The 20,343-nt window shown below is 61.5% G+C and carries 19 protein-coding genes; 6 read left to right on the top strand and 13 right to left on the bottom strand.

What is annotated here, in order from left to right; genetic code table 11:
* Positions 1 to 17: 17 nt before the first annotated feature.
* Positions 18 to 860: a 23S rRNA (adenine(2030)-N(6))-methyltransferase RlmJ gene (locus tag ADK28_RS09770; protein ID WP_004931012.1), complete on the bottom strand. Its 843-nt coding sequence runs from the start codon at positions 858 to 860 to the stop codon at positions 18 to 20.
* A gap of 135 nt (positions 861 to 995) precedes the next feature.
* On the opposite strand from ADK28_RS09770, the gene ADK28_RS09765 reads away from it, so the two are divergent.
* From ADK28_RS09765 to rsmJ, 4 genes are all read left to right on the top strand, one after another.
* Positions 996 to 1,400 (top strand): ASCH domain-containing protein, encoded by a 405-nt coding sequence (locus ADK28_RS09765; protein ID WP_016930447.1) that lies wholly within the window; start codon positions 996 to 998, stop codon positions 1,398 to 1,400.
* 16 nt (positions 1,401 to 1,416) lie between these two features.
* Entirely contained in the window at positions 1,417 to 1,878 is a 462-nt protein-coding gene (locus ADK28_RS09760) for an HIT family protein (protein ID WP_033636385.1), read from the top strand.
* A 118-nt stretch (positions 1,879 to 1,996) separates the two neighbouring features.
* The gene (gene prlC, locus ADK28_RS09755; RefSeq protein ID WP_016930445.1) at positions 1,997 to 4,039 is read left to right on the top strand and encodes an oligopeptidase A; all 2,043 of its coding nucleotides are present in this window, start codon (positions 1,997 to 1,999) and stop codon (positions 4,037 to 4,039) included.
* 8 nt (positions 4,040 to 4,047) lie between these two features.
* Positions 4,048 to 4,794, top strand: coding sequence for a 16S rRNA (guanine(1516)-N(2))-methyltransferase RsmJ (rsmJ, locus tag ADK28_RS09750; protein WP_004931005.1), 747 nt, complete (start codon positions 4,048 to 4,050; stop codon positions 4,792 to 4,794).
* A gap of 28 nt (positions 4,795 to 4,822) precedes the next feature.
* Here the strand turns inward: rsmJ and ADK28_RS09745 are convergent, their stop codons facing one another.
* The 10 genes from ADK28_RS09745 to ADK28_RS09700 all read right to left on the bottom strand — a co-directional run bounded on the left by ADK28_RS09745 (position 4,823) and on the right by ADK28_RS09700 (position 15,964).
* Positions 4,823 to 5,422: a KpsF/GutQ family sugar-phosphate isomerase gene (locus tag ADK28_RS09745; RefSeq protein WP_048795570.1), complete on the bottom strand. Its 600-nt coding sequence runs from the start codon at positions 5,420 to 5,422 to the stop codon at positions 4,823 to 4,825.
* On the bottom strand, positions 5,422 to 7,059 hold the full coding sequence (locus ADK28_RS09740; RefSeq protein ID WP_016930442.1) for an FGGY-family carbohydrate kinase: 1,638 nt from the start codon (positions 7,057 to 7,059) through the stop codon (positions 5,422 to 5,424). Before ADK28_RS09740 ends, ADK28_RS09745 begins: the two co-directional genes overlap by 1 nt.
* A 13-nt stretch (positions 7,060 to 7,072) precedes the next feature.
* Complete coding sequence (locus ADK28_RS09735) at positions 7,073 to 8,026, bottom strand: ABC transporter permease (RefSeq protein WP_016930441.1); 954 nt, start codon at positions 8,024 to 8,026, stop codon at positions 7,073 to 7,075.
* Position 8,027: 1 nt separating this feature from the next.
* Positions 8,028 to 9,017: an ABC transporter permease gene (locus tag ADK28_RS09730; protein ID WP_004930997.1), complete on the bottom strand. Its 990-nt coding sequence runs from the start codon at positions 9,015 to 9,017 to the stop codon at positions 8,028 to 8,030.
* Positions 9,010 to 10,509, bottom strand: a complete 1,500-nt coding sequence (locus ADK28_RS09725; protein ID WP_046898656.1) for a sugar ABC transporter ATP-binding protein — start codon at positions 10,507 to 10,509, stop codon at positions 9,010 to 9,012. Before ADK28_RS09725 ends, ADK28_RS09730 begins: the two co-directional genes overlap by 8 nt.
* A 105-nt stretch (positions 10,510 to 10,614) precedes the next feature.
* Complete coding sequence (locus ADK28_RS09720) at positions 10,615 to 11,601, bottom strand: autoinducer 2 ABC transporter substrate-binding protein (protein WP_048795569.1); 987 nt, start codon at positions 11,599 to 11,601, stop codon at positions 10,615 to 10,617.
* 328 nt (positions 11,602 to 11,929) lie between these two features.
* The gene (gene gdhA, locus ADK28_RS09715; RefSeq protein WP_016930438.1) at positions 11,930 to 13,273 is read right to left on the bottom strand and encodes an NADP-specific glutamate dehydrogenase; all 1,344 of its coding nucleotides are present in this window, start codon (positions 13,271 to 13,273) and stop codon (positions 11,930 to 11,932) included.
* 199 nt (positions 13,274 to 13,472) lie between these two features.
* Positions 13,473 to 13,910, bottom strand: a complete 438-nt coding sequence (gene uspA, locus ADK28_RS09710; protein WP_004930988.1) for a universal stress protein UspA — start codon at positions 13,908 to 13,910, stop codon at positions 13,473 to 13,475.
* A 267-nt stretch (positions 13,911 to 14,177) separates the two neighbouring features.
* Positions 14,178 to 15,086: a LysR family transcriptional regulator gene (locus ADK28_RS09705; RefSeq protein ID WP_048795568.1), complete on the bottom strand. Its 909-nt coding sequence runs from the start codon at positions 15,084 to 15,086 to the stop codon at positions 14,178 to 14,180.
* A gap of 104 nt (positions 15,087 to 15,190) precedes the next feature.
* Complete coding sequence (locus ADK28_RS09700) at positions 15,191 to 15,964, bottom strand: SDR family oxidoreductase (RefSeq protein WP_033639172.1); 774 nt, start codon at positions 15,962 to 15,964, stop codon at positions 15,191 to 15,193.
* A 433-nt stretch (positions 15,965 to 16,397) separates the two neighbouring features.
* Here ADK28_RS09700 and uspB point away from each other — a divergent pair, with 433 nt between their 5' ends.
* A complete protein-coding gene (gene uspB / locus ADK28_RS09695) occupies positions 16,398 to 16,733 on the top strand; it encodes a universal stress protein UspB (RefSeq protein ID WP_016930435.1) in 336 nt (111 codons plus the stop codon).
* Positions 16,734 to 16,807: 74 nt separating this feature from the next.
* Here uspB and pitA read toward each other — a convergent pair whose 3' ends face one another.
* The gene (gene pitA / locus ADK28_RS09690; RefSeq protein ID WP_016930434.1) at positions 16,808 to 18,310 is read right to left on the bottom strand and encodes an inorganic phosphate transporter PitA; all 1,503 of its coding nucleotides are present in this window, start codon (positions 18,308 to 18,310) and stop codon (positions 16,808 to 16,810) included.
* Positions 18,311 to 18,610: 300 nt separating this feature from the next.
* On the opposite strand from pitA, the gene ADK28_RS09685 reads away from it, so the two are divergent.
* On the top strand, positions 18,611 to 19,810 hold the full coding sequence (locus ADK28_RS09685) for an NAD(P)/FAD-dependent oxidoreductase (protein WP_016930433.1): 1,200 nt from the start codon (positions 18,611 to 18,613) through the stop codon (positions 19,808 to 19,810).
* Positions 19,811 to 19,813: 3 nt separating this feature from the next.
* On the opposite strand, the gene ADK28_RS09680 is transcribed toward ADK28_RS09685, so the two are convergent.
* Positions 19,814 to 20,053 (bottom strand): hypothetical protein, encoded by a 240-nt coding sequence (locus ADK28_RS09680; RefSeq protein WP_033639173.1) that lies wholly within the window; start codon positions 20,051 to 20,053, stop codon positions 19,814 to 19,816.
* Positions 20,054 to 20,343 lie beyond the last annotated feature (290 nt).

The following is a 20,343-nucleotide window of genomic DNA, read 5'->3' as shown; positions in this document are numbered from 1 at the left end:
CCGCGCCCTGATGGGGATTATTCCGGTACCACCCAGTTCACCAGATGGTGACCGATGCCCGACGGCACCAGCACCTTGTGCAGCCACGGCAGCACGTTCTTCATCTGCTGTTCCAGCTTCCACGGCGGGTTGATGACGATCATGCCGGAGGCGGTCATGCCGCGCTGATCGCTGTCGGGTTTCACCGCCAGCTCGATCTGCAGGATGCGGCGAATGCCGGTGGCTTCCAGATCGCGCAGCATGCGTTTGATCTGTTGGCGCATCACCACCGGGTACCACAGCGCGTAGGTGCCGGTGGCGAAGCGCTTGTAGCCTTCCTGAATGCCTTTGACCACGTCCTGGTAATCGGTCTTCATTTCATACGGCGGGTCCATCAGGATCAGGCCGCGGCGCGACAGTGGCGGCAGCTGGGATTTCAGCTGCTGATAGCCGTCGGCGCGCTGCACTTTGGCGCGCTCGTCTTTCTGGAACTCGCTGCGCAGCAGCGGGTAGTCGCTCGGGTGCAGCTCGGTCAGGTGGATTTTGTCCTGCGGGCGCAGCAGCTGGCGGGCGATCAGCGGCGAGCCGGGGTAGTAGCGCAGCGTGCCGGAACGGTTGAAGTTGTGCACCACGCTCATGTAGGCCGCCAGCTCTTCCGGCAGATCGTCGCGTTGCCACAGCAAGCCGATGCCTTCCAGGTATTCGCCGGTGCGCTCGGCGTGTTCGCCGCTGAGCTGATAACGGCCCGCGCCCGAGTGGGTATCCAGATACAGGAACGGCTTCTCTTTTTCCTTCAGCGACTCGATGATCAGGCTCTGAACGGTGTGCTTGAGCACGTCGGCGTGGTTGCCGGCGTGGAAACTGTGGCGATAACTTAACATGACGGGTGGCGGTTCCTTGTGCTCCGCAGACGGAGCATTCAATGCAATAAGGCTTATAATCTGCACAGTATAAACTGTCTGGCCGGGAAAAACCGGACTCCGTTGCCGCAGACGTTAACAGAAAGGGACAGGACGATGAGCAAACAGGCGATTTTGGCGAATTACCCCGACGCGGCGCGCTGGGCGTTCGGCGACGGCCCGGCGTTAGCCGACGAACTGCTGGGATTGGTGCTGAGCGGGGATAAAACCGCCACCTGCAGTTCCTATGCGAGCTATCGTCGGGAACAAACCCCGCGGATCGGCGATTACAGCATCGTTCTCGATGGCCGCGGCGAACCGGCCTGCGTGATCAGAACCCTGGCGCTGCGCCTGGTGCGCTACGATCGGGTGACCGCCGAGATGGCGGCCAAAGAGGGTGAAGGCGACAAAAGCCTGGCGTTTTGGCGCCAGGGGCATCAGGCGTTCTTCACCCGCGAGGGCACCTTTGCGCCGGACATGTGGCTGGTGTTCGAAGAGTTCGAATGGGTTGAAACGCTGTGAATCACAAGGAGAAAGGATGAGCTGCATTTTTTGCGACATCGTGGCGGGTAAGGCGCCGTGCCATAAAATCTGGGAAGACGACGACCATTTGGCGTTCCTGTCCATCTTTCCCAACACCGACGGCTTCAGCGTGGTGATCCCCAAGGCGCACCACCCGAGCTACGCCTTTGACCTGCCGGACGAGGTGCTGAGCGCGTTGATGCTGGCGACCAAGCGGGTGGCAAAGCAGCTGGATCGCGCGTTCGACGATGTCGGCCGCTGCGGCATGGTGTTTGAGGGCTACGGCGTCGACCACGTGCACGCCAAACTGATCCCGCTGCACGGCACCGCGTCGCTGGAACAGTGGCGGCCGATCGAATCGACCTCGCCGAAGTTTTTCGCGCGTTACGAAGGCTATATTTCCTCCCATGACGCCGCGCGTGCCGACGACGAGCAGCTGGCGGCGCTGGCTGCCCGCATCCGCCAAAGCGCCATTTAAGGCACGAACGATCAACGCCGGGCATTGATTTTCCTGCTGCCTGGCTCCATGTTAGAGATTCATACGCATTTTAAGGCTCGCCCGTGCGGCGGGCCCCAACGCTAATCAGGACTGCCCTATGACAAATCCGTTGCTGACCCCGTTTTCCCTGCCGCCTTTCTCGGCGATCCGCCCTGAAGATATCGTGCCAGCGGTGCAATCCGCGCTGGCGGACTGCCGCGCTGCGGTAGAGCGCGTGGTCGCGCAGCCGGGCCCGTTCACCTGGGACAATCTGTGTCAGCCGTTGGCGGAGTCGGACGATCGCCTGTCGCGCATCTGGTCGCCGATCGGGCACCTGAACTCGGTGAAAAACAGCCCGGAGCTGCGCGCCGCCTATGAGCAGGCGCTGCCGCTGCTGTCCGAGTACGGCACCTGGGTCGGCCAGCACGAAGGGCTGTACCAGGCCTACCGCAGCCTGAAAGAGGGCGCGGCGTTCGAGGCGCTGAGCGTGCCGCAGCGCAAGGCGGTGGACAACGCGCTGCGTGACTTCGAACTGTCGGGCATCGGCCTGTCGGCGGACAAACAGCAGCGCTACGGCGAGATCGTCGCGCGCCTGTCCGAACTGGGCTCCACCTACAGCAACAACGTGCTCGACGCCACCATGGGCTGGAGCAAACTGATCACCGACGAAGCCGAGCTGAGCGGCCTGCCGGAAAGCGCCCTGGCGCAGGCGCAGGCGATGGCGCAGGCCAAAGAGCAAGACGGCTGGCTGCTGACGCTGGACATGCCGAGCTACCTGCCGGTGCTGACCTACGCCGACAACCGCGCGTTGCGTGAAGAGATGTACCGCGCCTTCGCCACCCGCGCCTCTGACCAGGGGCCGAACGCCGGCAAATGGGACAACAGCGAAGTGATGGCGGAAACGCTGGCGCTGCGCCACGAGCTGGCTCAGCTGCTGGGCTTCGCCACCTACGCCGACAAGTCGCTGGCGACCAAAATGGCGGAAAGCCCGGAGCAGGTGATCGGCTTCCTGAGCGATCTGGCCAAACGCGCCCGCCCGCAGGCCGAGCAAGAGCTGGCGCAGCTGCGCGCCTTCGCCAAACAGCACTATGGCGTGGACGAGCTCGACGCCTGGGACATCACCTACTACGGCGAAAAACAGAAGCAGCACCTGTTCTCCATCAGCGACGAGCAGCTGCGCCCGTACTTCCCGGAGCAGCGGGTGGTGGAAGGGCTGTTCGAAGTGGTGAAACGCATTTACGGCATCACCGCCAAAGAGCGTAAAGACGTGGAAACCTGGCATCCGGACGTGCGCTTCTTCGATCTGTTCGACGCCGACGGCGAGCTGCGCGGCAGCTTTTACCTCGATCTGTACGCCCGCGAGAACAAACGCGGCGGCGCCTGGATGGACGACTGCGTCGGCAGCCTGCGCAAGGCCGACGGCACGCTGCAAAAACCGGTCGCTTACCTGACCTGCAACTTCAACCGTCCGCTGGGCGACCAGCCGGCGCTGTTCACCCATAACGAAGTGACCACGCTGTTCCACGAATTCGGCCACGGTCTGCATCACATGCTGACGCAGATCGATACCGCCGGCGTCTCCGGCATCAACGGGGTGCCGTGGGATGCGGTCGAACTGCCGAGCCAGTTTATGGAAAACTGGTGCTGGGAGCCGGAAGCGCTGGCGTTTATCTCGGGCCACTACCAGAGCGGCGAGCCGCTGCCGAAGGCCATGCTCGACAAGCTGCTGGCGGCCAAGAATTATCAGGCGGCGCTGTTCATTCTGCGCCAGCTGGAATTCGGACTGTTCGATTTCCGCATGCACTTCGAATACAGCCCGGAAAAAGGCGCGCAGATCCTGCCGACGCTGGCGGAAGTGAAGAAAATGGTGGCGGTGGTGCCTTCGCCGAGCTGGGGCCGCTTCCCGCACGCCTTCAGCCACATCTTCGCCGGCGGCTACGCGGCGGGTTACTACAGCTACCTGTGGGCGGAAGTGCTGTCGGCCGACGCCTACTCGCGCTTCGAAGAAGAGGGGATTTTCAACGCCGAAACCGGCAAATCCTTCCTCGACAACATCCTGTCGCGCGGCGGGTCGGAAGAGCCGATGGCGCTGTTCAAACGCTTCCGTGGCCGCGAGCCGCAGCTGGATGCTATGCTGCGCCATTACGGCATTAAAGGATAACCCGACACGTGAGCGTGTGTTTATTGTGTGAAGCAGGCGCCGATCCCGGCGCCTTGTCTGTTTTGGCGCAGCGCTGGCGGCTGGCGTCCGACGACGACGCGCCGATGGCGCTGGTATTGACCCCGCAGCGGCTGGAACTGCGCAAGCGCGACGAGCCGAAGCTGGGCGGGATCTACGTCGATTTCGTCTCCGGCGCCATGGCGCATCGGCGCCGCTTCGGCGGCGGCCGCGGCGAGGCGGTGGCCAAGGCGGTCGGCATCAAGGGCAGCTACCTGCCGGACGTGGTGGACGCCACCGCCGGGCTGGGGCGCGACGCCTTCGTGCTGGCGGCGCTGGGCTGCCGGGTGCGGATGCTGGAGCGCAATCCGGTGGTGGCGGCGTTGCTGGACGACGGTCTGCAGCGCGGCTATCAGGATGCGGAAATCGGCCCGTGGCTGCGCGAGCGTCTGACGCTGCTGCACGCCTCCAGCCTGACGGCGCTGGCGGATCTCAGCCCGCGCCCCGAGGTGGTGTATCTCGATCCGATGTTCCCGCACAAGCAGAAAAGCGCGTTGGTGAAGAAAGAAATGCGGGTGTTTCAATCGCTGGTGGGCAGCGACGATGACGCCGACGGCCTGCTGGAACCGGCGCGCCGTTTGGCGACCAAGCGCGTGGTGGTGAAACGCCCGGACTACGCGCCGCCGCTGGCCGACGTGCCGGCGCACGCCGCCACGCTGACCAAAAGCCACCGTTTCGATATCTACATGCCGCTGTAATGTCTGCCGGGCCCGCCGTGTCGGGCCCTCAGTTTTCCTCTCGCAAACTTTTCCCCACGCCGCCGCCCGGATGCACCGCCAGCAAGGCGCTCTTGTCGTAACCGCTGCGCGCCATCAGGCAGGCGCAGGCGGCGTCGAAGATCGCCAACACCAGCACGATCGAGGTAGTGGCCAGCATATTCAGCGGATCTATTTCCTGTTGCACCCCGGTGGCGATCGTCAGCTGCGCCGCCTGCGCGATGGCGGAGTGCGGGTTTTCCGTCACCGCGATCAGCGTCACCCCCTTGGTCTGCAGCGTCGGCAGCAGACGGGTCAGCTCGTCGGAATTGCCGCCGCGCGAGATCAGAATCAGCAGATCGTCCGCGCGCAGAAAGCCCAGATCGCCGTGCGCCGCGCCGGTGGCGTCGAGGTAGACCGCCGGTCGCTCCACGCAGGCCAGCATGTGGGCTATCTTGCGCGCCGCAATTCCCGAGGTGCCGACGCCGGTGACGGCGATTTTACCGCGGCAGCCGGCCAGCAGCCCCAGCAGCCGCTGCCAGGTGTGCGCGTCGAGGCGCTCGCCCAGCTGCGCCAGTTCCCGGCTGTAAGTTTGCCAGCCCTGTACGGCCTGCCGCCATTCCTGCTGCATCACGCCTCCTCCTGCATCAGCCGGCGGTATTTCATGTGGTCGTTGTACAGTTCGTGGAACACCCGGTATTTGCGGTCGTAGTAGCTTTTTATCTGGTTGGTCTGCGGCGTAACCGTCTTGCCGATGCGGCTCATGGCGCTCATCGCCTCCGGCAAGGTGTCGAATACGCCGGCCGCCACGGTGCCCATCATCGCGCCGCCCAGCAGCATTGCTTCGCTCTCCTCCGGCAGCAGCATGGCGCAGCCGGTGGCGTTGGCGTGCTCCTGCACGAAGATCGGGTTCTTGGTGCCGCCGCCGCTGGCCATGATGGTATCGATGCTGTAGCCGCTGTGGTTCATGGTTTCGATGATGTGGCGGGTGCCGAGCGCGATGGCCTGAATGGTGGCCAGGTAGTGCAGCGCCATGTCTTCCGGCGTGCGCGACAGCTTCAGCCCGGTCAGGATGCCGGTCAGCGTCGGGTTGGCGCGCGGCGAGCGGTTGCCGTGGAAGTACGGCAGCATATGAATGTCCTGCGTCAGGAAGGCGATGTTCTCCGGTTCGCCGGCCATGCGGCGCAGAATGGCGTTCAGCACCTCATAGATGGTCTGCCCCTGGGTTTTCGCCTGCGCCAGCAGCTCCTGATAGCACGGATGCGACTGGATGACGTGGTCGATCAGCGCGCCGGTGGCGGACTGGCCGCCTTCGTTCAGCCAGTATTCCGGCAGGATCGCCGAGTAATACGGCCCCCAGACGCCGCCGATAAAGCGGGCGGTGCGCGACATCGCCATATGGCCGGTGGAGGTGCCGCCGATCAGCGCGACGCGGCGATTGAAGTCGGCCACCTCGCCGGAGACGCCGGTGGCGCCCAGCGTGCCGAGGGTGCCGGCGTGCGCGTCGATGATCGATACGCTCACCGCCGTGCCGGCGATCAGTCCCATTTCAGCGGCGGCGCGCTGAGTCAGGCCGTGGCCCAGCGGCTCGCCCATCATTTTGACGTCGCTGCCGATCTTGGCCGCGTCGTGTTCCAGCACGTCTTCCAGCCCGATCTGCTGGAAGTAGCTCTTGTCCCAACGCTGTTCGTGGCCGAGATAGGTCCACTTGCATACCGTTGAACACAGCGAACGGGTGGCGTCCTGGGTGGCGCGCCAGGTGAGGAAGTCCGGCAGATCGAACAGGTAACCGGCGTTGGCCCAGGTGGTGGGCATGTGCTGTTTCAGCCACAGCAGTTTCGGCGTCTGCATCTCCGGCGAAATGATGCCGCCGACGAAGTCCAGCACCCGGTGTTTGGTGGCGTTGATGCGCTCGGCCTGGGCGATCGCCCGGTGATCCATCCACACGATGATGTTCTGCTCGGTGCGGCCGGAGGGGCTGACGGTCAGCGGTTTGCCTTCTTTATCCAACACCACCAGCGAACAGGTGGCGTCGAAGCCCAGCCCTTTGACCTGGATCGGGTTGATGTCGGCCTGGTTGACCGCGTCGCGCACCGCATTGCACACCGCCTGCCAGATGTTATCCGACGACTGCTCGACGAAATCCGCCTTCGGCCGGTACAGATCGATGGCCCGGCTGGCCTGGCCGACCATGCGCCCATTGAGATCGAATACGCCCGCGCGCGCGCTTCCGGTGCCCACATCTACGCCAATAAAATAGCTCGCCATTATCTGTTTTCTCCTAAGCTTTTCGATTCTGTAACGCGATAAACAGGATCAGCACGCCGCCCCACAGGGCCATGGTCAGGTAGCTGCTGACCCCCAGCAAATTGAGGCCGCTTTCCAACATTTGCAGCACGATCAGCGCCAGCACCAGCCCCAGAATGCGGCCGAAACCGCCGTCCGGGTTAATGCCGCCCAGCACCGAGGCCAGAATGGTCACCAGCAGATAAGATTCGCCGTAGCCGGCCTTGGCCGAGTTGAACTTGGCCATCATCAGCAGCGCGGCGCCCCAGCCGAGCAGCGCCGACAGGATATACACCGCGATCTGCACCCGCGCGGTGTTCACGCCGCTGAAGCGGGTGGCCTGCTCGTTGGAGCCGATCAGGTACAGGCTACGCCCCAGCGTGGTGTGCTCCAGCAGCAGCCACAGCCCGACCGCCACCAGCAGGAACAGGATCAGCGCCACCGGCACGCCGAGCACTGCGCCATTGCCGAGAAATTGAATCGCCGCCGGGAAGCCGGAGATCACCGCGCCGTTGGACAGCAGGATGTTCAGGCCGGTGATCAGCGTCATGGTGCCGAGCGAGGCGAGGATCGGCGAAACGCCGATCCAGGCCACCAGCGCGCCGTTCAGCGCGCCGATCGCCACCGCCACCAACAGGCCGGCCAACAGCGCCAGCGCCAGGAACAGCGGCTGGTCGGGATGGCTGACGATGATCGCCGCCATCACCAGCGAACAGGCGTTGGCGCCGGCGATGATCGACAGGTTGATGCCGCCGGTCAGCATGGTGATGCCCATGCCGAGCGCCAGCAGGCCGAGGATCGGCAGCTGCGAGGCGATCGACTGGAAGTTGCCGAGGCTGAAGAAGCGCGATCCGAGCAGCCCGGCGAACAGCAGCGCCACCGCGATGATGATCGCGCCCTGCAGGCGAATGATCCGATCGTTTGGGATCAACCGAGTTAACTGCGTCATGTCAGATCTCCTTGAGCAGCTTGCGTTTTTCGTTCCAGGCGGTGGTGCTGATGCTGATCAAAATGATCGCGCCGCTGAATACCTGGTGCCAATAGGCCGAGACGCTGAGCAGCGTCAGCCCGTTTTGCAGGAAGGCCAGCAGCACCACGCCGAGCAGGGTGCCGGTCAACGATCCGCGGCCGCCGCTCATGCTGGTGCCGCCCAGTACCACCGCCGCCAATACCGTCAGCTCGAAGCCGAGCAGCGAGTTGGGCGCCACCGACTGGGTGATCTGCGCCTGCACCACCGCCGCGACGCCGGCCAGAATGCCCATATAGCCATAGACGCAGAAGTGCAGCCGCAGCAGGTTCAACCCCAGGCGCGACGCCGCGTCGCGGTTGCCGCCCATGGCGTAGATCTGGCGCCCCAGCCGGGTGCGGTTCATCAGCACGCCGGTGACGACGATGGTCGCCAGCAGGCACAGCAGCGGCAGCGTCAGACCGTAGTCGTAGCCGTCGGCGCCCTGGAACGAGAACCAGTTGATGCCGTTCATGAACCAGTCCGGGAAACCGTACAGCCAGGTGCCGTTGGTGGCGTATACCAGCAGGCCGTAGAACAGGTTGAGGGTGGCGATGGTGATGATGATCGCCGGCACCTTGAGCCAATACACCAGGAAACCGTTCACCAACCCGAGCAGCAGGCCGACGCCGATCGCCAGGGCGAACGCCAGCGGGAAGCTGCCGCCGTGCTGGATCACCCAGCTGGCCATCACGTACTGGGCGATGGCGGTGATCGCCGGGAACGAAATATCGATGCCGCCGGCGATCAGCACCACGAACAGCCCGCAGGCCAGGATGCCGAGAATGGCGTAGCTGGTGGCGACATCGGTCAGGTTGCCGAGCGTCAGAAACTCATCGGTGCCGGCGCTCAGGCCGATCGCCAGCAGCAACACCAACAGGCCGAGATAAAACTCGTGTCGCCCGGCCAGGCGGGCCAATAATGACTTATCCATTCACCACCTCGGCGATCTGTTGTTCGGTACTCTGGTGCGGCGCGAATTCGGCGATCAGTTCGCCCTTGCGCATCACCATCACCCGATGGCTGTTGTAATAGGCTTCCGGGATCTCGTCGCAGATCATCAGCACCGCCATGCCCAGCTGCGCCAGATCGCGGGCGATCTGGTAGATCCCCTCTTTGTTGGCGATGTCCACGCCGACGGTGGGCGAGTCGAGGATCAGGATCTTCGGCTGGGTCGCCACCCATTTGGCGATGGCGATGCGCTGGGCGTTGCCGCCGGACAGGGTTTTCACCGGCAATGCGCTGTCGGACACCTTGATGTTCAGATCGCGGATCAGCCGGTTGACCAGCTCGGTCGCCCTGGCGTGATCCAGCAGCCCGAGTGAGGTATGCAGCCGATCGAAGACGGTGACGATGGTGTTGTCGTAGATCGATTGCTCCATGATCAATCCCTGCGTCAGGCGATCCTCCGACACATAGCCGATGCCGTGGCGCACCGCTTCGCGGTTGTTGTGCAGCTGCACCGCCCGGCCCTCGATGCGGATCTCGCCGCTGTCCGGCCGCGTCATGCCGAACAGGCTGAGGCACAGTTCGGTGCGGCCGGCGCCGAGCAGGCCGACGATCGAGACGATCTCGCCGCCGCGCAGCGCCAGATTGACGTTGCGGTATTTCTCGCCGCGGCTGAGGTTGCGCACCTCGAGCAGCGGCGCCTGTTCGGCCGGCGGCAGCGGCGGCAGCGGGCTGTAATGGAAGCGTTGGCCGGTCATCAGGAACGCCAGTTCATGGCTGTCCAGTTCGCTGGCCGGCCAGGTGCCCACCAGTTTGCCGTCGCGCATCACGCTGATGCGATCGGCGACTTCCATCACTTCATCCAATCGGTGGCTGACGAACACCACGCAGATGCCGGCTGCTTTCAGTTCGTTAACCACCCGCAGCAGGCCGTCGACCTCCTGGCGGGTCAGCGAGGCGGTCGGTTCGTCCATGATAACCAACCGCGCCTCGGCGGCGATGGCGCGGCAAATCGCCACCAGCTGCCGATCGGCGATTGACAGTTTTTCCACCTTTTTATCGGGATCGATGTGTACGCCGACCCGCGCCATGGCGTCCAGCGCCGTCTGTCGCATCACCCGCTTGCGCACCCAGAAGTGGCCGCCGGGCAGGTAACGGTGGATGGCGATGTTTTCCGCCACCGTCAGGTTAGGGAACAGCGACAGGTCCTGGTAGATCACCTGTATGCCGTAATAACCGGACAGCTGCGGCGTCAGGGCGTGGAAGAGTTTGCCTTCCAGCGAAATATTGGCGCCTTTTTCCGGCTGATAGACGCCGGAGATGATTTTAATAATGGTGCTTTTGCCGCAGCCGTTTTGCCCGGCCAGACAGTGCACTTCGCCTTTATTCAGCGTCAGGTTGATCTGGTCTAATGCCAGCACGCCTGGGAATCGCTTGCTGATATTCTCCAGGGTGATAAATGCGGGGGAGGCTGTCATAACGTTAACCTGTGCTTGCGTAGCGGCCGAAGCCCTGGGCGCAGCAACGCTGCGCCCCTACGAGGGTTTAACTACTTTCCCGGTGTAGCGAAATTACGCGAAAAATCAGAATCCGAGCGATTTGGCGTTGTCTTTGGTCACTTCCAAAATCTTATTAAACCGAATCACTTTGTGTTCCATATCGACGTCGGCCTTGCCGAGGCCCTCGATCGACAGGTCTTTGTTCACGTCCTTGCCCTGCAGCAGCTGATCGGCCACCGTCACCAGCGCATAACCGGCGTCTTTCGGATCCCACAGCAGCGCTTTCTTGATGTCGCCGCGCATCAGGTAAGGGGCGGCCTGCGCCGGCATGGCGATGCCCACCACCGCGATTTTGTCCTTGGCGCGCTTCTTGGCCACCGCCTGGCCGGCGCCGATCGGGCCGAGCGAGCCGAAGCCGATGATGCCCTTCATCTGCGGATAGGTTTTCATCAGATCCAACGTGGTGGCGTAGGATTTGTCGATGCTTTCCGCCACCGGCAAGCGCGAGGTGACTTCAAACATGTCCGGGTATTTTTCTTTCTGGTACTTGATGGCGGAATCGGCCCAGGAGTTGTGCAGCGGCACGGTCAGCGAGCCGACGTAGATGGCGTAGCCGCCTTTGCCGCCCATGTCTTTCGCCAGTTCATCGACGTTGGCCTGCGCGTATTTCTCGCTGTCGATGGTCTCGATGTCCCACTGGCCGATCTGCTGGTCCGGGGATTCATGGGTCAGCACCACGATGCCTTTGTCACGCGCTTTTTTCAGCACCGGCTCCAGCACCTTGGCGTCGTTCGGCACCACGATGATGGCGTTGACGTTCTTGGCGATCAGATCCTCAATCACCTTGACCTGCGCGGCCGGATCCGGCGTAGAAGGGCCGGTCTGGTAAGCGTTGACGTCGAGCTTTTTCGCCGCTTCGTTGACGCCCACTTCCATGCGGTTGAACCACGGAATGCCGGTCACTTTGGCGACCACGGCAATCTCATATTTATCAGCGGCGAACACAGGTGTTGTCGATAACATGCACGCAGAAACCACACATGCATTTAATAATGCGAGGTTAAATTTCATTAGCTGTACCTTTTTTATCTGTAGGGGTGGCGGTTTTTCCACCGCTGCAGATTACAAAGGAATGGAAGAGGGGGCGTAGCCGAAGTTAACGAAATGTGATCTGCGCACATTTAAGTAAAATATTGACGTATTTAATGTTAAATAAATGTTTAATTATTTGGCGGTGGTAAATTTACTACCAACTAAACGGCTGTAAATAACTTTTTATTAACTTTTAATTAACGTATGTGCATCATTTTGATGGCTTGGACGCGGAAAAAAATGCCGGCGAAGGAGCCGGCATTGAAGCATTTAATCGATGTGTGAACAAGATCACCTTTGCGCCCGATTACAGCACGCCCTGCGCCAGCATCGCCTCCGCAACCTTAACGAAACCGGCGATATTCGCGCCGTGTACATAGTGGGTTTGCTTGCCCTCGCCGCCGTATTCCACGCAGGCATGGTGAATATCCGCCATGATATGTTGTAAACGTACATCCACTTTTTCCGCCCGCCAGCCGATGCGCGCGGCGTTTTGCGCCATCTCCAGCCCCGACGTGGCCACGCCGCCGGCGTTGGCCGCCTTGCCGGGCGCGAACAGCACCCCGGCGTCAAGGAAGGCGTCGGTGGCCTGGATGGTGGTCGGCATGTTGGCGCCTTCCGCCACCGCTTTCACCCCGTTGCGGATCAGCGTCTGCGCCGCCTCGAGATCCAGCTCGTTCTGGGTGGCGCACGGCAGGGCGATATCCACCGGCACGCTCCACGGCTGCTGGCCCGCCAGATAGGTCAGGCCGCGTTCGCGGGCGTAGTCCGCCACCCGGCCGTAACGCTGGTTCTTGATCTCCGCCAGGTGCGCCAGCTTCTCGGTGGTGAAGCCGTCTTCGTCCACCAGGGTGCCGCCGGAGTCCGACACGGTGATCACGCGCGCGTCCAGTTCCAGCGCTTTCTCGATGGTGTACTGCGCCACGTTGCCGGAGCCGGATACCGCCACCCGCATGCCCTCAAAGCCCAGGCCGTGGCGCTGCAGCATGGCGTCGGTGAAGTACACCAGGCCATAGCCGGTCGCCTCGGGGCGGATCAGGCTGCCGCCGAAGGAGAGACCCTTGCCGGTAAACACGCAGGCGGTGTTGTTGGACAGTTTTTTCATCATGCCGGCCATAAAGCCGACTTCGCGGCCGCCGACGCCGATGTCCCCGGCCGGCACGTCGGTGTCCGGGCCCAGATGGCGATACAGCTCGGTCATCAGCGCCTGGCAGAAGCGCATGATCTCCCCCTGGCTTTTGCCTTTGGGATCGAAATCGGAGCCGCCTTTGCCGCCGCCCATCGGCAGGGTGGTCAGCGCATTCTTGAAGGTCTGCTCAAAGCCGAGGAATTTCAGGATCGACAGGTTCACCGACGGGTGGAAGCGCATGCCGCCCTTGTAGGGGCCGATGGCCGAGTTGAACTGCACGCGGAAGGCGCGGTTGACCTGCACCTGGCCGCGATCGTCCACCCAGCTGACGCGGAACTGAATGATGCGCTCGGGCTCCACCAGGCGCTCCAGCAGCGCCTGTTCGCGATAGCGCGGATTGCGTTCGATAAACGGCCACAGCGAGGTGAACACTTCGCGCACCGCCTGCAGATATTCCGGCTGGTGGGGGTTATGGCGTTGTAACGAGGACAGGAAAGACTCTACCGATACGGCATATTCCATGGATAACTCCTTTTCGCATTAAATTTCCCCCGCTATTTCTTATAGATTTGGGTGTAGGCGATGCTCGGGGGAGGATGTTGTGTCTTTAGCGACTATATCATCGGAGGGCGGTTGATTATCAAGCGATTAATCGGCGTGGCGGCATGAAAAACGCCCGCAGGGCGCGGGCGTTGGTCAGTTAAGTTAGCAGGCGCTTACTTTATTCGTCTTCTTCATCGCGCAACGGCACGATCAGCATATCGATGTGCACGGTATTGATCAGCTGGCGCGCGGAAGACATCAGCTTGCTCCAGAAGTCCTGATGGTGGCCGCACAGCACCAGGTCCATATCGTATTTCTTGATGGCGTCCACCAGCACCTGCGCCAGATCGCCGCTGCCGCTCAGGGTCTCGGTGATCGGGTAGCCGGCGTTTTGCGACAGCTCGGTCAGCGCCTGATGGGTTTCTTCAGAGATGCGTTTTTGCATGTCGCCGAGATTGACGTCGATCAGGCCGGTATAGAGGTCGGAATAGTTGACATCGACGTGGATCAGAGAAACTTTGGCGTTATACGGCCGCGCCATAGAGACGGCTTTTTCTACCAGGATCTTGCTTTCCGGGGATAGGTCCACCGCGATCAATATGTGTTTGTAAGCCATAAGAATACTCCTTCCATAAACATGCCGATTAAAAAGGGTTAGCAGGCGTTCCGTGTACCCGCCTGGCGCTGTTGGTTCCATAGTATCATTTGGATAACGCAATGATATGTTGGGGCGATCACACTGCGCCGCATCGGAAATCTCTGCGCACGATACCTTTCGTTGTACACCCGCGCGGCGTAAAAGCCTATGGGTTATGCGGGTTTTAACGGTCTGACCGCTTGAATTATAAGCGTTATTAAACAAAGTATAGCGCTAAATGTGCAATCAGCGCTCCAGATGCGGCTGCAGAAGGCTTTCAAACCACTCATGAAACACCGCCAGACGCCTTGAGCGCTGGCGGCGATGGGGGTAGATCAGGGCGATCGGCATGGAGGCGGCGCGGTAACCGGGCAGAACTTCCACCAGTTCACCGGCGTCGAGCAGGTGTTGTACGTCGTAGCGCGGGATTTGCATCAGCCCTAGCCCCGCGCGGCAGCAGGCGATATAGCTTTCGGCGTTGTTGACCACCACCCGGCTGGGCAGTTCGAGCCGTTGCGTATGGCCGTCGCCGGTCAGGTATTCCCAGGGGGATTCGCGGCCGGTTCTGGGCGAGGCGTAGCCGATGCTCCAGTGCCCCTCGACGAGATCGTCGGGGTGGAGCGGATGACCGAATTCGCTCAGGTAGGCGGGGCTGGCGCAGTTGATCAGCGCGATATGGCCGAGCGGGCGCATCACCAGGCTGCTGTCGTGCAGATCGCCGACGCGCACCGCGCAGTCGACCCCTTCCTGCACCAGATCGATGGCGCGATCGGCGGAGCCGAGCGCCAGTTGCAGGTGAGGATGGCGCCGCAGCAAGCCGGGCAGCGCCGGAGCGATCAGCCGGCGGGCGATGCGGCTCGGCACGTCGACGCTGAGCCGCCCGGAGGCCTGCCGCTGGCTGGCCTGAAATGACTGATCGATGTCTTCCACTTCGGCCAGCAGCGGGCGCAGCCGCTCGAGCAGCTGTTCGCCGTCGGCGGTCAGCCGCACTTGCCGCGTGGTGCGGTGCAGCAGCCGTACGCCCAGTTGCGTTTCCAATTGCTGCACGGCGGCGGACACCGAGGCGCGCGGCACCTCCAGCGCATGGGCCGCCCGGATAAAGCTGCCCATTTCCGCCACCTGTACGAATACGCGGTATTGATTGAATCTGTCCATCTCGCTGACCTGCTGTTCCTTGGCGCCGTTTCTGACAGTAGAGTGTAGCCGCATGGCGCGGTTGCGCGCGAGCAGGTGCGGGGGCCTCTCCGCCCCCGTCGAACTTACTTGGTGGTGTAGCCGCCGTTGATCAGGATGGTTTGGCCGGTTATCCACCAGCCGTCGCTGACCAGATGGCGGATGAACGGCACCACGTCTTCGATATCGGTCAGGCCGGTTTTGCTGAACGGCGACAGCGCCGCCGCCGTCTTGTGGTAGGCCACGGCGTCCGCGCCTTCAGCCGGGTAGAAGAACGGGGTATCCATCGGGCCGGGGCCGACTGCCGTCACGGAGATGCCACGTTCGCCGAACTCCTTGGCGGCGGCGCGGGTGAAGTGCTCCACCGGCGCTTTGGTGCCGGCGTAAGCGGCGTAGAACGGCGTGAAGGCGCCGAGCAGCGAGGTGACCAGCGTGCAGATTTTACCGTTGTCGTTAAGGTGCTTGCCCGCCTCTTTCAGGAAGAAGAACGCGGTTTTGGCGTTGACCGCGGTCATTTCGTCGTACTCGGCTTCGCTGATGTCGATCATCGGCTTTTTCAACACTTTGCCGACGGTATTGATGGCGATATCCGGCTTGCCGACGGCGGCGACCGCGTCGGCGAACAGCTTCTCGACCGCGCCCGCGGTGGTGAGATCGGCCTGCAGCGCGACACCTTGCGCCCCGGCGGCCTGAATGGCGGCGACGGTTTTTTCCGCCTCGGCTTTGGAAGCGGCGCTGTTGTAGTGGATCACCACCGCTTTGGCGCCTTGTTCAGCCAAATCGCGCGCGATCAGCCCGCCGAGATTCTTGGCGCCGCCGGCGATGAGGACGGTTTTTCCCTTGATTGAATGGTTTGCCATAACAGTTTCCTTGGATGAACGTAACGGAAACCTGAGTCTAGCCAGCGTGGGGGGAAAGATCAGCGGCGCGGCGCGGGATAGACTATCCAGAAAAGCGACATAATCGAAACGGATGGTTATCGCTTATAACGCCCCGGCAGGTGACTTTTCGGTACAGGGCGGTAAATTTTATCCACTGCTCAGGCCAGTTTGCGTTCCATTAACCTACAATGATGGATATGGGCTTCACCATTTCTCCTCTGAGTAGAACCATGCCGTGCAAATCTCTCTGTGCGGCGCGGCAACGTCTTTGGAGGCGGTGGGTTATGGGCGTGGCTCGTGCAGGCAAAAAAAGGGGATGAGAGCGGTAAGCTCCAGCAGAGTATCGGGTAATGAGGTAGGGCGGTTGGACCCGGCGGATGGCCGCGGATAACAACGCCTTGAGGGGGTAATCATGATCAGTACCGTCGCGCTGTTTTGGGCCTTATGTGTGGTGTGTGTGGTAAACATGGTGCGGTATTACTCTTCTCTGCGCGCGTTGCTGGTGGTATTGCGCGGCTGTGACCCGTTGCTGTACCAATACGTCGACGGCGGCGGCTTCTTCACCGCCCACGGGCAACCCAGCAAGCAACTGAGGCTGGTGCGCTATATCTTCGCGCAGCGCTATGTCGAACACCACGATCCGGAGTTTATTCGCCGCTGTGAGCGGGTGCGCGGGCAGTTTATGCTGACCTCGGCCCTGTGCGGCCTGGTGGTCATCAGCCTGATAGCGCTGATGATCTGGTATTAATGCCTTCCTGTTTCCCTTGATGCAGGCAAAAAAAAAGGCGGCCCTGCGGCCGCCTTTCTCGTGGTGCTTATCGCTTAGATCAGCTTCAACGCAACCCAATACAGCGCACCGGAAAGCAGAATCGAGATTGGCAGGGTCAGTACCCAGGCCAACAGGATGTTCTTCACGGTTTTGCTCTGCACGCCGCCGCCGTCCACAATCATCGTCCCGGCAACCGCCGAAGAGAGGACGTGGGTGGTGGAGACCGGCATGCCGGTATAACTCGCCACGCCGATCGACAGCGCCGCGGTCATCTGGGCCGATACGCCCTGGGCGTAGGTCATGCCTTTCTTGCCGATCTTCTCGCCGATGGTGGTGGCCACGCGTTTCCAGCCCACCATGGTACCGAGCGACAGCGCCAGCGCGACGGCGACGATGATCCACATCGGCGCGTACTCGACGGTCTGCAGCAGATCCTGACGCAGGTTCTTCAGGAAGCGCTGGTCGGCGGATGAGGTTTCCGGCAGCTTGGCGACTTTATCCGCCGTGTCGGTCACGCACATCAGCAGGCGGCGCAGGTGGCTGCGCTGGTCAACCGTCAGCTGATCATAGCTTTGCAGGTTGGTCAGCATGCCCTGAGCCAGTTCGATGGCCGGCATGGCGCGCGAACTGTCGCAGTGGAACTCGGCAGGCTTGCCAGACGCAGCTTCGTCATCCGGGCTTGGCACCAGCGGCGTCAGCGACACCGCATGCGACAGCGCGTCGCCGTGCTGCTGGTAATATTGCTGCAGGTGGGTCACGGCGTCACGCGTACGGGTGATGTCATAACCGGTTGCATTCATATTGACCACGAAGCCGGCCGGCGCAACGCCGATCAGCACCAGCATGATAAGGCCGATGCCTTTCTGGCCGTCGTTGGCGCCGTGCGAGAAGCTGACGCCAATCGCCGACAGGATCAGCGCGATACGGGTCCAGAACGGCGGCTTGCGTTTGCCGTCGACCTTTTCACGTTCCGCAGGAGTCATGTGGATACGCTGGCGTTTCTTGGTGCCACTCCAATAGCGGCGCAAGGCGAACACCATCACTCCCGCCACCATCATGCCGACCAGCGGCGAGAACAGCAGAGAAAGGAAAATGCCAATCATTTTCGGGACGTTAAGCGCATCCACCACCGAAGTGTGGGTCATCAGGGCGTTGGTTAAACCGACACCGATGATTGCGCCTATCAGCGTATGGGAACTGGACGCCGGCAGACCGAAATACCAGGTGCCGAGGTTCCAGATGATTGCCGCCAACAGCATGGAGAAGACCATGGCTAATCCGTGTGCTGAACTGACGTTCAACAACAGATCGGTAGGCAGCAAGTGGACGATGGCGTAAGCAACACTCAAACCGCCGAGCATTACGCCAAGAAAGTTGAACAAACCTGCCATCACGACCGCAAGTTGCGAGCGCATGGCGCGGGTATAAATAACTGTAGCGACCGCATTGGCCGTATCATGAAAACCGTTGATGGCTTCATAAAACAACACGAACAACAATGCGAGAATTAACATCAGGCCGGTATGGAAATCCAGGCCAGCGAACAAATGCAGCATAAGCGTTACGCCAGTTTGTGGACATGAACGCCGCGCATTATCAGTGACAACCGGGGCCGGGGAAAAGGAAAATATGACGTTTTTTTGATTTGGACATGACGAAACGATGACGCGCCTATAACAAAAATATTGAATATCAACGCGTTATTCTCCTCTGACCTCTGTAATATTTTCTTACTGTGGCGTTGGCGGCGCCGGGGCTTTACAATCTGCCGCCGTGAATTTGGCGGTGACCGGCGGCGAAACGGCGTAATATGGCGCTCTTTTGTCGCGATTGTGGTTTTGATAAGTGAGGCTCAGGTGGAACAGTTTGATGTCGTAGTGATTGGGGCGGGCGCCGCCGGCATGTTTTGCGCCGCGCAGGCGGGGCAACTCGGTTGCCGCGTGTTGCTGCTCGACAACGGCAAAAAACCAGGCCGCAAGATCCTGATGTCCGGCGGCGGGCGCTGCAACTTTACCAACATGTACGCCGAACCGGCGGCCTATCTGTCGAACAACCCGCACTTCTGCAAGTCGGCGCTGGCGCGCTACACCCAGTGGGACTTCATCGATCTGATCAACCGCTACGGCATCGCCTACCATGAAAAAACGCTGGGGCAGCTGTTCTGCGACGATTCGGCGCAGCAGGTGGTGGATCTGCTGGTCAAAGAGTGCGAGCTGGGCCAGGTGACGATGCGCCTGCGCAGCGAAGTGTTGGGCGTGGAGAAAACCGAGAGCGGCTACCAGCTGGCGCTCAATGGCGAAAAAGTAAGTGCTCGCTCACTTGTGGTGGCCAGCGGCGGATTATCCATGCCGGGGTTGGGCGCGTCGCCGTTCGGTTACAAACTGGCGGAGCAGTTCGGCCTCAGGGTGTTGCCGACGCGCGCCGGGCTGGTGCCTTTTACCCTGCATAAGCCGCTGCTGGAGCATGTGCAGACGCTGTCCGGCGTGTCGGTGCCGGCGGTGATCACCGCCGAGAACGGCGTCAGCTTCCGTGAAAGCATCCTGTTCACCCATCGCGGTCTCTCCGGCCCGGCGGTATTGCAGCTGTCCAGCTACTGGCAACCGGGTGAGTATGTGAGCGTTAACTTACTTCCTGAGCTGGATTTGGCGGGCTTCCTGGATAACCAACGCCAAGAACACCCGAACCAAAGCCTGAAAAACACCCTGGCGCTGCATTTGCCGAAGCGGTTGGTGGAGTGTTTGCAGACCCTGGGACAATTGCCGGAGGCGACGCTGAAGCAGCTGAATGCGCCGCAACAGGCGGCGTTGGTGGATCTGTTGCAGAACTGGCGCGTGCAGCCGAACGGCACCGAAGGCTACCGCACGGCGGAAGTGACGCTCGGCGGCGTTGACACCAACGAACTTTCTTCCAAGACGATGGAAGCCCACAAGGCGCCAGGGCTCTATTTCATCGGCGAAGTGGTGGACGTGACCGGGTGGCTGGGCGGCTACAACTTCCAGTGGGCCTGGAGTTCGGCCTGGGCCTGCGCCCAGGCGCTGGCGGCGCAGGGGCGTTAGCGTTCAGCGGTGACGGGTCAGGCCGATGTTATTGGCATAAAACGCAGATACAACCCAGCGAGCGCCATAAAGCATTAGCAGGTCGGTTGTCGAAAGCGCTTGCGGATCGCCGAGACCCCATTCATTAGACTTGTGAACCATTTCTAACGCCATGTCCGGTGTCAGCAGTAGCCGAGAGGGAATGATGTTCGGCAAGACAGCGAATACCAGGACAAAAATCACCGAGGCGATCGGTTTTCTCATACGGGGCCGCGCCTCTCATCGCCAATATAGGCTAGCCGCTTATTGTTGGTGCCAATACCTACCCGTAGCGTTCAAACAGATGGAGCCGATAAGGCTCTATTATCTATGGCCCATTAGTCTCATCCCGCCGGCCCCTTCAATTCCACGCGATTGCCGTCCGGATCGCTGAAATAAATGGACGGGCCGTCGCCTTCAGCGCCATAGCGCGATTCGGCGGGATCCACGCCGATCCCCTGCGCTCGCAGATAGGCCAGCAGCTCGTCCTCGTTGAAAGGATCGATGCGCAGGCA

It is taken from the genome of Serratia sp. 506_PEND, from assembly GCF_001076875.1.
GTDB classification, from domain to species: Bacteria; Pseudomonadota; Gammaproteobacteria; order Enterobacterales; family Enterobacteriaceae; genus Serratia; species Serratia marcescens.
Note: the sequence above shows the minus strand (reverse complement) of the source record. Positions and strands in the feature narration are given on the sequence as shown.

Coding starts and splice junctions, on each gene's coding strand:
- ADK28_RS09770 (WP_004931012.1), bottom strand. CDS start 860: ATGTTAAGTTATCGCCACAGTTTCCACGCCGGCAACCACGCCGACGTG.
- ADK28_RS09765 (WP_016930447.1), top strand. CDS start 996: ATGAGCAAACAGGCGATTTTGGCGAATTACCCCGACGCGGCGCGCTGG.
- ADK28_RS09760 (WP_033636385.1), top strand. CDS start 1,417: ATGAGCTGCATTTTTTGCGACATCGTGGCGGGTAAGGCGCCGTGCCAT.
- prlC (WP_016930445.1), top strand. CDS start 1,997: ATGACAAATCCGTTGCTGACCCCGTTTTCCCTGCCGCCTTTCTCGGCG.
- ADK28_RS09745 (WP_048795570.1), bottom strand. CDS start 5,422: ATGCAGCAGGAATGGCGGCAGGCCGTACAGGGCTGGCAAACTTACAGC.
- ADK28_RS09740 (WP_016930442.1), bottom strand. CDS start 7,059: ATGGCGAGCTATTTTATTGGCGTAGATGTGGGCACCGGAAGCGCGCGC.
- ADK28_RS09735 (WP_016930441.1), bottom strand. CDS start 8,026: ATGACGCAGTTAACTCGGTTGATCCCAAACGATCGGATCATTCGCCTG.
- ADK28_RS09730 (WP_004930997.1), bottom strand. CDS start 9,017: ATGGATAAGTCATTATTGGCCCGCCTGGCCGGGCGACACGAGTTTTAT.
- ADK28_RS09725 (WP_046898656.1), bottom strand. CDS start 10,509: ATGACAGCCTCCCCCGCATTTATCACCCTGGAGAATATCAGCAAGCGA.
- ADK28_RS09720 (WP_048795569.1), bottom strand. CDS start 11,601: ATGAAATTTAACCTCGCATTATTAAATGCATGTGTGGTTTCTGCGTGC.
- gdhA (WP_016930438.1), bottom strand. CDS start 13,273: ATGGAATATGCCGTATCGGTAGAGTCTTTCCTGTCCTCGTTACAACGC.
- uspA (WP_004930988.1), bottom strand. CDS start 13,910: ATGGCTTACAAACACATATTGATCGCGGTGGACCTATCCCCGGAAAGC.
- ADK28_RS09705 (WP_048795568.1), bottom strand. CDS start 15,086: ATGGACAGATTCAATCAATACCGCGTATTCGTACAGGTGGCGGAAATG.
- ADK28_RS09700 (WP_033639172.1), bottom strand. CDS start 15,964: ATGGCAAACCATTCAATCAAGGGAAAAACCGTCCTCATCGCCGGCGGC.
- uspB (WP_016930435.1), top strand. CDS start 16,398: ATGATCAGTACCGTCGCGCTGTTTTGGGCCTTATGTGTGGTGTGTGTG.
- pitA (WP_016930434.1), bottom strand. CDS start 18,310: ATGCTGCATTTGTTCGCTGGCCTGGATTTCCATACCGGCCTGATGTTA.
- ADK28_RS09680 (WP_033639173.1), bottom strand. CDS start 20,053: ATGAGAAAACCGATCGCCTCGGTGATTTTTGTCCTGGTATTCGCTGTC.